The 16,057-nt window shown below is 62.0% G+C and carries 12 protein-coding genes; all 12 read left to right on the plus strand.

The genetic code is table 11. From position 1 onward, the window contains the following. The first annotated feature begins 294 nt into the window (after window positions 1–294). The 12 genes from BJI67_RS08565 (at window position 295) to cydC (ending at window position 15,990) form a co-directional block, all read left to right on the plus strand. The gene (locus tag BJI67_RS08565) at window positions 295–1,230 is read left to right on the plus strand and encodes a ubiquinol oxidase subunit II (protein ID WP_197512922.1); all 936 of its coding nucleotides are present in this window, start codon (window positions 295–297) and stop codon (window positions 1,228–1,230) included. Window positions 1,231–1,248: 18 nt separating this feature from the next. After that, window positions 1,249–3,363 carry a cbb3-type cytochrome c oxidase subunit I gene (locus BJI67_RS08570; protein ID WP_070072674.1) on the plus strand — a complete coding sequence of 705 codons (2,115 nt, stop codon included), beginning with the start codon at window positions 1,249–1,251 and terminating at the stop codon, window positions 3,361–3,363. Between the two features lie 85 nt (window positions 3,364–3,448). Then, complete coding sequence (locus BJI67_RS08575) at window positions 3,449–4,078, plus strand: cytochrome c oxidase subunit 3 (protein WP_070072675.1); 630 nt, start codon at window positions 3,449–3,451, stop codon at window positions 4,076–4,078. After that, window positions 4,078–4,428: a cytochrome o ubiquinol oxidase subunit IV gene (locus BJI67_RS08580; RefSeq protein ID WP_070072676.1), complete on the plus strand. Its 351-nt coding sequence runs from the start codon at window positions 4,078–4,080 to the stop codon at window positions 4,426–4,428. Before BJI67_RS08575 ends, BJI67_RS08580 begins: the two co-directional genes overlap by 1 nt. A 52-nt stretch (window positions 4,429–4,480) precedes the next feature. Further along, complete coding sequence (locus BJI67_RS08585; RefSeq protein WP_070072677.1) at window positions 4,481–5,413, plus strand: COX15/CtaA family protein; 933 nt, start codon at window positions 4,481–4,483, stop codon at window positions 5,411–5,413. 38 nt (window positions 5,414–5,451) lie between these two features. Further along, window positions 5,452–6,429, plus strand: a complete 978-nt coding sequence (locus tag BJI67_RS08590; RefSeq protein WP_231940825.1) for a heme o synthase — start codon at window positions 5,452–5,454, stop codon at window positions 6,427–6,429. 158 nt (window positions 6,430–6,587) lie between these two features. Further along, window positions 6,588–8,027, plus strand: coding sequence for a cytochrome ubiquinol oxidase subunit I (locus BJI67_RS08595; RefSeq protein WP_070072678.1), 1,440 nt, complete (start codon window positions 6,588–6,590; stop codon window positions 8,025–8,027). A gap of 32 nt (window positions 8,028–8,059) precedes the next feature. Next, complete coding sequence (gene cydB / locus BJI67_RS08600; protein ID WP_070072679.1) at window positions 8,060–9,103, plus strand: cytochrome d ubiquinol oxidase subunit II; 1,044 nt, start codon at window positions 8,060–8,062, stop codon at window positions 9,101–9,103. Window positions 9,104–9,589: 486 nt separating this feature from the next. Then, window positions 9,590–11,032 (plus strand): sensor histidine kinase, encoded by a 1,443-nt coding sequence (locus BJI67_RS08605; protein WP_070072680.1) that lies wholly within the window; start codon window positions 9,590–9,592, stop codon window positions 11,030–11,032. A gap of 36 nt (window positions 11,033–11,068) precedes the next feature. Next, window positions 11,069–12,469 carry a sigma-54-dependent transcriptional regulator gene (locus tag BJI67_RS08610; protein ID WP_070072681.1) on the plus strand — a complete coding sequence of 467 codons (1,401 nt, stop codon included), beginning with the start codon at window positions 11,069–11,071 and terminating at the stop codon, window positions 12,467–12,469. A gap of 18 nt (window positions 12,470–12,487) precedes the next feature. Continuing rightward, window positions 12,488–14,266, plus strand: a complete 1,779-nt coding sequence (gene cydD / locus BJI67_RS08615; RefSeq protein ID WP_070072682.1) for a thiol reductant ABC exporter subunit CydD — start codon at window positions 12,488–12,490, stop codon at window positions 14,264–14,266. Next, complete coding sequence (gene cydC / locus BJI67_RS08620) at window positions 14,263–15,990, plus strand: thiol reductant ABC exporter subunit CydC (protein ID WP_156782087.1); 1,728 nt, start codon at window positions 14,263–14,265, stop codon at window positions 15,988–15,990. The genes cydD and cydC overlap by 4 nt, the downstream gene beginning before the upstream one ends. Window positions 15,991–16,057: the final 67 nt, after the last annotated feature.

Consider the following 16,057-nt stretch of genomic DNA (forward strand, 5'->3'; position numbering starts at 1 on the left):
GACGAAGCTATATTACAATATTAGGATAAGTATATATATCGTACTTATAAGCGTAGAACTATATTCGATAAAACCCCGCAAGGGGTTGCCGAATCTAAGTGAGCGCCAGACCCGCACCTGCGGGCCTGATTGTTTTATAGGCAGGATGCACCGCTAGTCGTTTAGCAAGAACTAAAGCGGCCAAGGAAGATTGTCGCGCACACGTCGGATTCGACACTGACCAAGATCAAAAGATCAATGCGTTGCATCCCTAAATTCACTCGTGCAGGGAGAGAGGATCAAAAGATGTCTCGAATGAAGTTCCCGAGAGCACTCCGCTTCATGGCGTTGTTACCGCTCCTGTTTCTGGGAGGGTGTAGTACAGAGCACTTCTGGCTGCTCAATCCCAAAGGCCCCATCAGCGCTGCTGAATTGCATTACATGATCCTCGACGTTTCGATCATGCTCGTCATCATCATTCCGACGACGCTCATGGTGATCTGGTTCCTGCTGCGATACCGCGCCAAGGCCAAAGCAGCCTACGACCCGACCTGGAGTCATTCCAACATACTCGAAGTTATCGTTTGGGGCGTACCGATTCTGATCGTGGCGGTGTTGGGCTACTACTCCTATGTAGGCATCCACGAAGTGAATCCCTACAACCCGACCATCCTGGCCAAACATACCCAGGCAAACGCCGACCCGCTGGAAGTCGACGTCATCACGACGGACTGGCAGTGGTTGTTCATCTATCCTAAGCAGCATATCGCCAGCGCCAACGAGCTGGTGATACCGACTCACACCAAGGTGGACTTCAGACTGACCTCCACCTCGGTAACCAACGGCTTCTTCATCCCGCAGCTCGTCGGCCAGATCTACATCATGCCGGGCATGCGCACGAAGCAAAGCCTCCTCGCCGAACATGAAGGTGTCTACCACGGCTTCTCCGCGGCCCTGAGCGGCGGAGGTTTCTCGTGGATGCAGTTCAAGACCAAGGCGGTGAGCCAGTCCCAGTTCCAGGACTGGGTCGCCAAGGCTCAGCAGAGCGCCACCCACATGACTTACGCCGACTTCGAAAAATTCGCCCGTCCGACGGTGAACATCGGTCAGAAGACCACCTATTTCTCCGCTGTGCAGCCCGGCATCTTCGAAGATGTCATCAAGGCCGCGAGGATGGGCAAGGTCTATCCGACACCGAATGCGCTGACTGAAAACATGCAGTCAGAAGAATTCCTAAAGCACTCCAACTAAGTCAGGAGGATCACCGTAATGCTTGTCGACCTACAAGGACCATGGAACCCGATATTCGGGCGCCTGGGCTTGCTGCTCGAGGTTCACTACAACAACCCGGTCCTCTTCTTCGCCTTTGAACTGTCGGTTGTCGTCGGCGTAATCCTCGTGTTCTGGGCAACCTGTGCCCGCAAATGGGGCTACCTCTGGCGTGAATGGCTGACCACCGTCGATCACAAGAAGATCGGCGTCATGTATATCCTGGTCGGTCTGGTGATGCTGTTCCGCGGCTTTTTCGATGCCCTGATGATCCGTTCGCAACAAGCGATCGCGGTTGGGCCCGATTCGCCCGGCATGTTGGGTGCGGCGCACGGCTACCTGCCGCCCTATCATTTCGACCAGGTGTTCACCGCCCACGGTATGATCATGATCCTGGTGGCGGCCACACCCATCCTGGTCGGCATCATGAATATCGTCGTGCCGCTGCAGATCGGTGCGCGTGACATGGCCTACCCATACCTGAACGCGCTCGGCCTATGGCTGACCGTGGTCAGCGCAGCCCTGGTAATGATCGCGCTGTTCGTGGGCGACTTCTCGCACGCGGGTTGGGTCGGTCTCGCCCCGTTGACTGAGTTGCCATACAGTCCCGGCGTCGGCGTGGACTACTGGATATGGTCCATTCAGATAGGCAGTATCGGCACCACCATGGGCGCCATCAACCTGATCGCGACCATCGTCAAGATGCGCGCGCCCGGGATGACCTGGGGCCGTATCCCGGTGTTCACCTGGACCTCGATGGCTTCCAACATCATCGCCCTGACCTCATTCCCGGTCCTGGGCGTGACGCTGGCCCTGCTGACCTTCGACCGCTACCTCGGCACACACTTCTTCACCGTGGGCCTGGGTGGCGACCTGATGATGTACACCAACCTGTTCTGGATCTGGGGTCACCCGGAAGTGTACTTCGTGGTGTTGCCGGCCTTCGGCATGCTGTCGGAAATCATCCCGACGTTTTCCGAGAAGCCCTTGTTCGGCTACGTCACCATGGTCATCGCCTCCATGGCCATAGCCGCAGTGTCCTGGAGTGTGTGGCTGCACCACTTCTTCACCATGGGCGCAGGTCCGAATGTCAACGCCTACTTCAGTATCGCGACCATGCTCGTGGGTATTCCCACCGGCGTGAAGGTGTTCAACTGGGCATTCACGATGTACCGCGCACGGATGCGCTTCGACACCCCGATGATGTGGGCGATCGGCTCGATCTTCCTGCTGATCTCGGGCGGCCTGACCGGCATGATGCTATCGGTACCCGCAGTCAACTACATCGTGCACAACAGCGTGTTCGTCATTGCGCACTTCCACAACATGTTCCTGCTGATCGTCTATGCGGCGTTCGGTGCTGTGAGCTACTGGTTCCCGAAGGTCTTCGGCTTCAAGCTTGACGAACGCTGGGGCAAGTGGTTCTTCTGGTTCTTCACCGCCGGCACGCTGATGGTCTTCATACCAATGTATACCCTGGGCTTCATGGGTATGACTCGTCGTCTCGACTACATCAGCCACCCGGCCTGGCAGCCGCTGTTGACCGCAGAAATGATCGGCATCGGCCTGTATGCCATTTCCATTGCGATGTTTGTCATACAGCTCGCTGTCAGCCTGCGCGACCGCGAGAAGAACCGCGTGGGTGCGGATGCCTGGGGCACGTCGAGAAGCCTGGAATGGGCCTCTCACTCGCCGGTACCCTTCTACAACTTCGCCGTCACCCCGGTGGTGCATGCGCGTGACGAATGGGCCTGGCGCCGTGAGCACGGCCTGACCAGCCTGCGTCCCGACCGCTATCTCGACATCCACATGCCGAAGAATACAGCGGTGCCGCTGATCCTCGGGCTCCTGTCGCTGGCCTTCGGTTTCGCCATGGTCTGGCGCATCTGGTGGCTGGCCGCGATCAGCGTGATCGGCATCATCGTCGTCATCATCTACCGCTCGTTCGACAAGGATACGGATTACATCATCCCTGCCGCCGAAGTGGAGAAGATGGAGAAGGAGTTCCTGGAGCGGGCGAGCAAGATCGAAGGCGATGCACCCGCAGCAGGTGGCGCCGCCGGCGGCGTCTACGCTGCACCCCAGGCGCCGACGAAGAAGCATCAAGGCGACTGATTGAAGGACTGGACGTCCCGGCTGGCCTGCGCGCCTGCCGGGGCGGGCTCCCGATCCAAACCTTATTCGCTAGGAGTTATCGACAATGAGTTCACACGCTGCCGAGTCCGTCGATCCGCGTACTGCCGTACTGTGGGATTACGAGGACCATGGTCACGATCCCATTTCCACCCGCACGTTCGGCTTCTGGCTGTACATGCTGAGCGACGCCATGATCTTCGCGGCCCTGTTCGCCGCATACGGTGTCTACGTGCGCAATGCCGCGGGTGGCCCTACCATCACCGATATCGTCCATCCGATCTATGCCATGTGGGAAACCGTCGTGGTGCTCACCAGCGTTTTCGCCTATGGCCTCGGCATGGCTGCGCTCAAGCGCGGTAACCGCAGCGGTGTCACCACCTGGCTGCTGGTTGCCTTCGTCCTGGGCCTTGTTTTCCTAGGCATGGAATACAAGGAGTTCGCCGACCTGCTGGCCGCCGGCGCAATTCCGCAGCGCAGCGGTTTCCTGTCGGCCTACTGGACGATGGTGCTGACCCACGGTCTGCACATGGTCTTCGGCCTGCTCTGGATGGCCATCATGCTGATCCAGGTGGCGCGCGAAGGCTTCACCCAGAACGTCGTCTACCGGCTGCTCAACCTCAGGCTGTTCTGGCACTTCCAGGCCATCATCTGGGTGTGCGTGTTCACGTTCGTTTATCTGAAGGGGGTGCTCTGATGTCTCACGGACACGACAATCCACTCGATCATCCCGAGGTCAAGCTGGCCAGCACGCGCAGCTATCTGATCGGCTACGTTTTCGCCCTGGCCATGATGATCCTGTCTCTCGGACTGGTGAAGGGACATGCCATGTCTCCGCTCGGCCTGAGCGTGCTGATCACGTTCATCGCCCTGATCGTGATTCTGGTTCAGCTCTACTTCCTGTTCCATCTCGACCTTTCCGAGACCCAGATCTGGCATACCGTAGCGCTTGTGCTGACCGTTCCACTGTTCATCATGGCAGTGGGACTGACCGTGTGGATGTTCTACACGCTGCATATGCGGACCATGATTCCGGGGCTAGGGTAAAAGCGCGGACTGGTTGTAAACTCGTCGGTTTTTAACCGATGGAACAATACCCATGAGCAATCCGAGCGATACCCCCCCCTCCGCCGAGCAGAAACATGTCGTCGAGGGGGAAATGACCCTCACGGTACGCATCATCGGGCTCGGCATCGGCAGCATTGTGCTGCTAGCCATACTCCTCGGGCTCTGGAAGGGGCTGACCAGCCCCCTCCCGGGCAAGGAAGCCCTGGTCAGTGGCCTGATGATGTCCGAGGTGATTTTTGCAATTGCGCTGATCCTGCTCGGAAGCATAGTGGAAGGATTCGGCTACGGGCTCTCGCTGGGCACCCGCTGGCCCTACACACGCAACATCGTCGTCCTGATGTTGCGCGGCGATCCTGAAGCCGCACATCGCGTACTCGCCACGGCAGTCGGTCTGACTGCCGTAGCGCTGGCCGCGCTGCATCCGGACAAGATGACCTTCACCGGCCTCGGTTTGATCGTGATTACCGCGCTGTTCGGCATGGGCACGCTCTATGTGCTCGCCGGCAAGGCTCCGGCCTTCGTGCACGGCACTCATGGCTTGCTCGCGTACCTGGTGTTTCTCAACTATCTCGTCGGTCTGAACTACCCCGGCATCGACGTCTTCCCGTTCATCAGCAAGACCGTTGCCCTACATGCCCTGCTGTTCACGATTTTCATGGGTGGCATGGTGACCGGCCAGCGCGGATTCGGCCAGGCGATCGAGCCCTTCTTGCACCCGCGCAAGACCGCGCACTGGATTTTCGTCGTACACGGTTTTGCCGCGATGCTGGTGCTGGGCACGCTGGGCTGGCTCAGCTCCGCCTATCCTGTGGCTTTCGGCCTCGCTGTTTTCCAGGCCGCCGTGGGGTTCTTCCTATTCCACGCCGTCAACCTGAAACCGAAGAATCCGGGCGCCGTCGTCGCCTTTCACCAAATGATGGTATTGCTGATCACCAGTGCAATTGTCCTGCAATGGCGATGGTGACCGCGGTACTGCCCCTGTAATCACGGACGGCGCATGGCATGCACATGCGCCCGCCTGCCGACATCGACCCCATGAATGAAATAGAACTCAACAGTAATCAACAAGCCGGCGCCCCCGGCGCCACACCGAGCCTGATACGTGACTTGCTGACCCTGGCCAAGGCCCGGGTCGTCTCGTTGCTGGTCTTCACCGCCATCGTCGGGGAACTCCTTGCGCCCCAATTCTGGCGTCACTGGAGCGGAGCGCTGGCCGGTCTTGTCGGCATCGCGCTGGCCGGCGGCGCAGGCGGTGTGCTCAACCAGCTGGTGGAACCCTCGCTCGACCAGCATATGCGGCGCACCCGTCGCCGGCCCCTGGTCAACGGCCGCATCACCCGCGGCTGGGCAATGCTCTACGCCTTAATGCTGTTCGGCGGCGCGGTGACCGTGCTGGCGCTCTGGACCAACGCCACCACCTTGGTTCTGACTCTTTTTGGTACCGTCGGCTATGGCGTGATCTACACCCTGTATCTGAAGCCGAGCACGCCGTGGAACATCGTATGGGGCGGGCTCGCCGGGGCATTGCCCCCGCTGATCGGCTGGGCTGCGGTAGGCGCCCCGATCGCAGCCATGCCCATCCTCCTGGTACTGCTGATCTTCGTCTGGACGCCCGCCCACTTCTGGCCGCTGGCCCTGTATTTCCGCGAGGACTACGCCAAGGCCTGCATTCCGATGCTGCCGGTCACACACGGTGTCGAACGCACGCGCGCGGAAATCGTCAAGTATGCCGTGGCCACGCTGGCTGTCAGCCTCACGCCCGCGCTGTTCGGAGCCGGTCTACTCTACACCCTGGCCGCTGCGGCCAGCGGCATTTGGTACACGGGGTTGACGATCCGCCTCAAACGCATGCCGGTAAGCATCGAGATGGATCAATACGCACGCCGCGTATTCGCGGCATCCATCAGCTACCTCTTCATCCTCTACGCGGCGCTGATCGGCGACCATCTATTGCAGATGACAGGCCTTCCGCTGGTCTGATCCCGCCAATGCCCGGTGGTGGATATCAACCGTCACGGTGGATATCCACCACCACATCCTCTCTCGCATGCCATTGAAACCGCATCACTGCGCGGTTACAGCCATGGCACGACCATTGCTCTCCCTCCGACACATTTCACGGCATGGGGTCGTAATCAATGGTCGAAAATTCGCTTTCGGTTCTGCTGAGCAGGCTGGATTTTGCCTGGATCACCAGCATGCACATTCTGTATCCACCGCTGACGATCGGCCTTTCGCTGCTACTTTTCATCTCCGAATGGCGTTGGGTCAGGACGAATGAGGAACACTGGTACCGGCTGACCCGCTTCTTCGAAAAACTCTTCATCATCAATTTCGGAGCAGGCGTGGCCACCGGCGTCACCATGGAAATGGCCTTCGGTATCCTGTACGGACCCTTCTCGCAGGCGGCCGGCCCCTTCTTTGGCAACATCCTCGGCTACGAAACCATCACCGCCTTCATGTACGAGGCCGGTTTCGTCGGGCTGATGATCTTTGGCTGGGGCAAGATCGGCAAACGCATGCATCTGTTTTCCACCTTCAACGTCATGTTGTCATCCAGCCTGTCCGCGATGTGGATACTGGTTGCCAACTCCTGGATGCAGACCCCCACCGGCGTGACGCTCAAGCACGGCATCTTCGTCGTCGACAACTGGTTCAAGGCCATTCTCAATCCGGATTTCCTGCTGGCGTTCCCGCACATGTGGATCGCAGCCCTTGAGCTGGCCCTGTTCTTCGTCGCAGGCATATCTGCCTGGTTCATGCTCAAGAACCGCCATGCGGCATTGTTCCAGCGCTCGCTGAAATATTCGCTCGTATCGCTGTTGATCGTCGCTCCGTTGCAGATATATCTAGGCGATGGGCTCGGACGCGTTGTTGCACAGGCCCAACCCGCGGCATTGGCCGCCATGGAAGGGCACTACCATACCTACAATCCCAACGGCACGGTCAACAGCGGCTGGCATGTCATTGCCTGGCCCAACGATGCTGCAGGCAAGAACGACTTCGCCATTACCCTTCCGCATGTACTGAGTCTGCTGGAAACCCATACCCTAAACGGCAAGGTAACCGGTCTGGATCAATTCAAACCAGCCGACCGACCGCCCGTACTGCTTCCCTTCTATGCCTTCCGCATCATGGTGGCGATCGGCTTCTTCCTCTTCTTCGTCGCCCTGTGGGGAGCGTACCTGGCACTCAGGGGGCGCCTCACGGCATCCAATGCGCTGTCGCATAGCGGGTTTCTGCGGGTTCTCGTATTCAGCTCGTTCCTGCCTTATGCCGCCGTCTGGACCGGCTGGTGGACGCGCGAGATCGCGCGCCAGCCCTGGGTCGTCTACGGCCTGATGCGGACATCCGAGGGCGTCAGCAAGATGAGCGTGGGCGCCGAGATTATCTGGCTGATCGGCTTCATGTTATTCGAAATCATTGTCTGGGCCGGCGCTTGGTATTTCTTCGCCAAGGTCGTCCGCAAAGGCCCCGACATGGACAGCCCCGTCATCACGGAAGGCCATGAGCACCTCGGCCATCTGGAACCGCCGCACGAAGAGGACAGCCCGGAATACGTCCGGCCGGCCTACTGAATCTGCCCTCGTAGTAAATACGGAGTCGAGTTATGGAAACCCTATCCACGATCCAAAACGAGCTGTCCTTCATCTGGTGGATCGCTCTTGGCCTGAGTTTCATGCTTTACATCATCCTGGACGGTGCCGATCTCGGTGCCGGCATCTTCTCTCTGTTCGTGCAGGACGAGGATGAACGCGGCGCCATCATGGCCTCGATGGCGGGCACCTGGGACGCTAACGAAACCTGGCTGGTGGTAGCCGGCGGCATCATTTTCGGCAGCTTCCCGCTGGTGTACGGTTCTGCCTTCCACTACCTGATGATTCCCCTGATGTTTGCCTTACTCGGCATCATGATGCGCGCCGTGGCACTTGAGTTCCGCGTGCATTCGAGTAGCAGCCAGCACTTTTGGGACTGGGGATTCGGCCTGGGCAGCCTCGTCGCCACCTTTTTCGCTGGTGTGGCGCTCGGCGCCACGCTGCAGGGCTTCCCGCTGACGGATACGGCCTCCGGCATCCCCACCTACACCGGCAGCGGCCTGCGCTTCATCAGCGCGTTCAGCCTGTGGACCGGGGTTGCAGCCGTCGTTGCCGCCTCGCTGGCCGGCGGATTGTATCTGCGTGCCCGCTTCGAACGACGCTGCCAGGTCTACGACCACGCCGGACATTGGGTTGCCGGCAGCTTCTGGCTTGCGCTGGCCGCCGTTGTCATCACCCTGGTCTGGAGCTGGGTCGCGTTCCCCTGGGCGGCAGCCAAATGGACCGGACCGCACTGGTGGGTATGGTGGCTGCTCGGTGCGGTGATCGTCTTCGCTGCCATCAAGATGCGCCTGGCATCGGCGCAGCGTCACGACATGCGCGCCATGCTCTGGCTCTCCGCCACCATCGTTCTGATGTGGGGCGGCATGATGGCGACGCTATACCCCTGGCTGGTCCCCGGCACCTGGACGTTGTATGACGGTGCCAACCCGTCCAATTCGCTGGTCGCCTTCACCCTGGCAGTAGGTGGCTTCATCCCGGTCATGCTGATGTACAACTGGTATCAGTTCTGGGTGTTCCGCGCGCGCATCAACAAACTGGCTGCGTACGCACACTAAGCCGCGTCCCGCATCGACCGACCGGCATTTGCCGGCCGGTCGCCTCAAGAGCACGAACTAAATGTCCGCACCTAAACCGCATGAACATTTCCGGGTTTCTGCCGACACATCCAATGGCCAGCACCATTTGATAAGACGACTCAAGCCTCTCACTCTGCCACTGACATTCCTGTCCGGCCCATTGCTCGGCACGATCTTGGTCGCAAGCATCTTCGGCCTACCCAGTCCCTTGATCGCATTCGCCGCTGTGGTTTTTGGGCTGAGCTTTGCCGTATTGCTCTGGCTCGCACTGAAACCCTCCCGGACAGGTGCAAAGCCGCCGCACTCATGAAGCCGTTTCCCCGTCCCCTCCCAGCGCACAAAGACTGGCCGCGGGAACTCCCGCCGCTGCCGGCTGTCACCGGGTTATCCCGCCTGACCTCCGTGCAACCCAAATACCGATTCATGTTCATTCGCAGCCCCAGCCATGCTCTCAGACGACTCGTCATGCAGCCACTCTGGCTGCCGGTGACCCTGTCGACCACGCTGTTCGTCTGCGCCATGGCGATACTGGTGTTTCTGATCCATCACGGCTTGACCCGCTTCGACCCGCTGTACCAGCAGGCACAGAACCTCGCCACCCTGCAGCAGATCACCACCGAACTCAGGCTCGACGCAGCACAAGGCCTCCAACCGCCGGCCCGACTGGAAAACCGATTGCGTAAGCTGTCCATACAACATGCATGGCTGTCGCCGGCAACCACCTCGCGCCTTAGTAGCGCCCTGCATGCATTGACAAGCAAGCCACACACATCACCCGATGCCCTGGCGGTCACACTCAGCATGCTGCATACGGCCGCTGCCGAGGAGGACCAGGCGCGCGTACCCATGCTCAAGCTTGTCAGCACAGATGCCGGTCACGCATTGCAATTGGCCCTCGCCCTGCTGACCGCCTTCCCGCTGCTCGTCATCGCCCTGCTCAGCGCACTCCAGGGCCGGCTCGTTTCCCCGCTGAGCCGGCTTGCCGACCTGCTGACCGCACTCGCGGATCGCGAGTACCGGCCGCTCGACGAAACCGGGGTTGCCCCCGTCCTGCGCCCGCTTTTTTCGAGCTACAACCAACTCGTCGCCCGCCTCCGTCTGCTTGAGGATCAGCATGCGCTGCGCGAACAGGCGCTTTCCGATGCCATCGACGAGGCCACCCGTTCGCTCTTCCTGACCCAGGCCGCACTGACACGCGCCGAGCGCCTGGCCGCCGCCGGCGAGGTCGCGGCCAGCCTTGCCCATGACCTGCGCAATCCCCTGGCCGGAATCCGCATGGCCCTCAGCAACCTCGAAACCGAATCCCCCGAGGGCGAATTCCGCGAGCGTATCACGCTGATCGGGAGCGAAATAGACCGCCTGGTCGCGACCCTCAACAGTCATCTCTCACGTGCACGCCACCGTCCCGAACCGGCACGTGCCGTGGACATCGGCGAGACCCTGCGCGGCCTGGGCACCCTGCTGCGCTTTCGCTACGGCTCCGAACTGCGCGTGATGATCGAAGCCGAGGAATACATGCGCTGTCTGCTCCCCGAAAGCGCCTTCCGCCATACCCTGCTCAACCTGCTCAGCAATGCCTGCGAAGCATCCACCAGCAAACAGACGCAGCGGGTGCTGGTGGACGCACGCATCCAAGAAAGGCAGATCGTCATTACCATCGATGATGATGGTCCTGGATTTCCCGCCGCACTGCTACGCACCGGACCGCGTCCCTTCGCCTCCGACAAGCCGGCCGGCACCGGGCTCGGGCTCGCCACTGCAAGGCGCTTCGCGGCCGAGTGCGGCGGTCAACTCCAGTTGAGCAACCGCAGCGAAGGCGGAGCCCGCGCACGCCTCGTGCTACCCTGCGAGACTGCGACCCGAAACGGTACCGGACAAACCCCACAGCGATCCCCACAAGGCGGATAATGCCGTCCTTACTCAATCGTCACGTTCCTGCTGTCCATGTCGGATAATCTTCTGATCATCGAGGACGAAACCCTACTCGGCAGCGAATTGGCCCGCCATTTCCAGCGCCAGCAGTGGGAAGTCACCCTGGCCAGCACGGCAGGCGAGGCGCGCCGCTATCTGTTCGACAACCAGCTCGACCCGCTGGTCGTGCTCTCCGACATGAGCCTGCCCGATGGCAACGGCCTCGACCTGCTGGAAGCGGCCAGAAATGCCGGCATCCACTCCGAATGGGTGCTGTTGACCGGTTACGGCAGCGTGCCGGATTCGGTGCGCGCGTTACACCTCGGCGCACACGAATTCCTCGAAAAACCTTGCGACCGCGATCGCCTCGATCTCATCATTGCCGGCGCCGCACGCAGCGCCAGGGCGCAGCGCCGGCTCGACCAACAGCAACAGGCGGGCTCGGCGCGCTACACACCCGAGGCGATGTACGGCAACAGCCCGGCTAATCGCGAGGTCCGAGCACTGCTCAGACGACTTTCCCGGGCTCCTTTCAGCACCTTGCTAATCACGGGTGAAACCGGCACTGGCAAGGGATTGGCTGCCCGCATTCTGCACCACACAGGCGCACGCGCAGATGGTCCCATGGTGCAGCTCAACTGCGCCGCCTTGCCGCGGGAGCTCTTGGAATCAGAATTGTTCGGGCACGAGGCCGGTGCCTTTACCGGTGCGCGCAGCCGCCGCCGCGGGCTGTTCGAACAGGCCGACGGAGGCACCTTGTTTCTCGACGAGATCGGGGAACTCGATCCCGACCTGCAGGCGAAACTGCTGATGGCGATCGAGGAACGCCGCATCCGTCGGCTGGGTGGCGACCGCGAAATCAGCATCGACGTCCAGGTGATTGCGGCCACACACCGCAATCTCGAAGAACAGGTCCGCATCGGCCGTTTTCGTGCCGACCTCTACCATCGACTGAGCGTCTTTCGCATCGCACTGCCCCCGCTGCGTTCGCGCGCCGAGGATCTCGACGAACTCGTGCCCGCCTTCGTCGCCGAATTCAATGCCAAGGCCGGGCGCCGAATTCGCGAAATACCCTCGACGATCATGGACAAACTGAAGGCCTACCGCTGGCCTGGGAACGTGCGCGAGCTGCGCAACGCGATCGAACGCAGCGTACTGCTGAGCGAGGGCGACAGCCTCTCGGCCCATTGGCTACAGCTCGATCAGACCGCGACCGGCGAGACCGCTCCCGTCACCGAATCCGCGACCGAAATGAGCATCAGGCTGCCGCTGGACGGCAGCCTCACCCTGGACGACATCGATCGGCGCGTGATCGAAGCCGCCTTGGAACTGCACGATTACAATGTCTCGGCAACGGCCAGGGCGCTGCGTACTACTCGGGAAACCCTGCGCTACCGCATGCAGAAATACCAACTTCAGCGACAATCGAGCTGATACAACGAAACCCAACCCATGACAGACGCCCAAGCCCCACGTTCCCGCGAGGCCGGCAAGGCCATTGACCGCTGGCTCCGCAGCCATGCGGCGCAGGTCAGACTGCCGGTCAGCCTGAATGCCGCCATCGGATTGTTCGGCGGCCTGTTGATCGTGCTGCAGGCCTGGCTGCTCGCCCGTGTGGTCGATGCCCTGGCGATCCGCGGACAGGCACTCGAAAGCGTGGCCACCCTGCTCGCCGGCATGCTCGGCGTCTTCGCGTTGCGCGCGCTGACTGCGGTGGCAAGCGAACGTACCGCCTTCGCCGTTGCCGCCCGCATCAAACCGGCCATGCGCGACATGCTGTACGCGCAGATCGAGGCACTGGGGCCGGCCTGGACCCGCAGCCAGCGCAGCGGGGAACTGGCCAACACCCTGGTCGACGGCGTCGAGTCACTGGAGAAGTACTACGCGCTCTATCTACCGCAATCGGCCCTGGCCGCACTGGTCCCCCTGTCGATCCTGGTGTTCGTGTTTCCCGCCGACTGGCTCTCCGGCCTGATCATGCTGATCACCGCTCCGTTGATCCCCGCCTTCATGATTCTCATCGGCAAGGGCGCCGAGCGCCTGAACCAGCGCCAATGGCGGCGTCTGGCACGCATGAGCGCCCATTTTCTCGACATGATCGAGGGTCTGACCACCCTGAAGCTGTTCAACGCCAGTCGCGCCGAATCCGAGATCATCGCGCGCATTTCGGACGAATACCGCAAGAGCACCATGGCCGTACTGCGGGTTGCCTTCCTCTCCTCGCTCGTACTCGAATTCCTCGCCACCCTCAGCATCGCGATGGTGGCGGTCTTCATCGGCTTTCGCCTGCTCTTCGGTGACATCCACTACTTGCCGGGTCTGTTCGTGCTGCTCCTCGCGCCCGAGTTCTACCTGCCACTGCGCAACATGGGCACCCAGTACCACGCGCGCATGGAAGCCATCGGCGCCGCCGAGCGCATGGTCGAACTGATGGAAACCCGTCCGAGCACCGTATCGCCCGCGGGTGGCAGCTACACCGTGCTGCCACCCGAACAGCCCGTGGCGCTGCGCTTCGCCGCCGTCGACTTCGCCTATACCTCCGACACCCCCGTACTGCACGGGCTCGACTTCGCACTGCAGGCCGGCGAAAGACTCGCCGTCGTCGGCCCCAGCGGGGCGGGGAAAAGCACGCTCATCCAACTCGTGCTGGGCTTTTTGCATCCGACCGGCGGAAACATCCTGGTCAACGGCATACCGCTGGACGAAATCGACCCGCAGGCATGGCTGCGCAGGCTGGCCTGGGTACCGCAGAAGCCCACGCTGTTCCACGGCAGCGTGCTCGACAATATCCGCCTCGGCGACATCGAAGCGGACATGGACCGCATACGCGAAGCGGCAGCGAACGCCCATGCGGACGACTTCATCCGCGATTTACCTCAGGGCTACGGCACCCTGCTCGGCGATCGTGGGCAGGGGCTTTCCGGCGGCCAGATCCAGCGCATCGCCCTCGCCCGCGCATTTCTCAAGAATGCGCCACTGCTCGTGCTCGACGAACCCACCGCAAGCCTGGATCCGGACAGCGAGCGGCTGGTCACGGCCGCAGTCGAGCGGCTGGCGCAGGGCCGTACCGTACTGAGCATCGCCCATCGTCTCGATACCGTCCGACGCGCGGACCGCATCCTGGTCATGAATGCCGGCCGCCTGGCCGAGAGCGGCAGTCACGACGAGCTGATGCGGATCGACGGGCTGTACGCCGACCTATGCCGGGCATACCGGGGGGCCGCCGCTTGAACGATCTCCGCCGCCTGCTGTCCCTGTTCGTGCCCTACCGCCGCTGGATGGCCGGCGGCATCGCGCTGAGCCTGGTCGTCGCCCTGGCGAACATCGGCCTGCTGGCGCTTTCCGGCTGGTTCATCACGGCGATGGCCGTGGCCGGGCTGGCGCATGTGAGCATGGACTACTTCACCCCCGCCGCCGGAATCCGCGGCCTCGCGATCCTGCGCACCGGTGGGCGCTATCTGGAGCGACTGATCACCCACGAAGCGACCCTGCGCCTGCTGGCGCGCCTGCGCGTCTGGTTCTACGAGCACCTGGAGCCGCTGGCGCCGGCCCGCATCCAGTATTACCGTGGCGGCGATCTGCTCAGTCGTATCCGTGCCGATATCGACACCCTGGACAATTTTTATCTGCGCGTACTCGCACCCACGGCCGCTGCCGTCGTGGGCACGGCCCTGCTGTTCGGCTTCATGGCCCTGTTCAGCATGCGGATCGCCTTGATCGATCTGGCCGGTCTGGCCCTCGCTGGAGCGGTCCTGCCCTTGCTCGCCCAGCGCGCCGGGCGCCGCCCCGGGCGGAACGCCGTCGAGGTGCGCAGCCTGCTGAGGTCGACCGTGGTCGACGGTGTGCAGGGACTCGGCGAACTGCGCGTCTACGGCGCCTCCGGACGCCAGCAGGAACGCGTGAGCAGGCTGAGTCACGACCTGATCGGGCCGCAGCGACAACTGAGCCGCATCGCCGGGGCTGCGGCCGCCACGACCGGACTGACGACTCAGCTGTCGCTGTGGTTCGCCGTGCTGATCGCCGGCCCGATGGTGGCAGCGCACGAGATCGACGGTCCCGATCTCGCCATGATCGCGTTGTTCGTGATGGCCAGCTTCGAAACCGTCAACGGACTGCCCGCCGCCTTCCAGAGCCTCGGCGAGACGCTCGCCGCGGCGCGGCGCGTCTTCGAGATCGTCGACGCCGAACCGCAGGTCGCAGACCCGCCCACGCCCGCTGTGCCGCCCACCCGCCCCGAGCTGCGTTTCTCCGGTGTGCGCATGCGCTATGCAGACGATGCGCCCTGGGCGCTGGACGGCCTCGATCTAGAGCTACCCGCAGGCCGGCGCGTGGCCCTGATCGGCGCCACCGGTTCGGGCAAGACCTCCGTGCTCAACCTGCTGCTGCGTTTCTGGGATTATCAGGCGGGCAGCATCACGCTGGATGGGCGCGAACTGCGCGAATATGCCGGCGAGGATTTGCGACGCTACTGCGCCGTCGTGTCCCAACACACCCACCTGTTCAACACCACCATCCGCGCGAACCTGATGCTCGCACGCTCCGATGCCGACGAGTCGCAGATGATCGAGGCGGCGAAACAGGCCCGTATCCACGACGAGATCATGCGTTTCCCGAGCGGCTACGATACCTTCGTGGGCGAGGCTGGCGAAAGGCTGTCCGGCGGACAGGCCCGCCGCGTGGCCATCGCCCGGGCGCTGCTCAAGGACGCCCCACTGCTGCTGCTCGACGAGCCCACCGAAGGTCTAGACGCACACTCCGAGGGACATGTGCTCGAAGCCATCCAGACCGCCATGCAGGGACGTAGCGTGCTGCTGATCACGCACCGTCCCCGCGCTCTGCGGCACATGGATCATATCTATGTGCTGGAACGCGGTCGCATTGGCATACAGGGAACGCCTGAGCAGTTGTTCGGCAGTGAGGGCGCATCGCTGAATGCCTATGCGACAGTCGGTTAGAACCCCGTTCCCATCCCACCGACATTGCGCTACGCTCTGCAGGGTTATTGCAGCGGAGCTCCATCGA

The organism is Acidihalobacter aeolianus, from assembly GCF_001753165.1.
GTDB lineage: Bacteria > Pseudomonadota > Gammaproteobacteria > DSM-5130 > Acidihalobacteraceae > Acidihalobacter > Acidihalobacter aeolianus.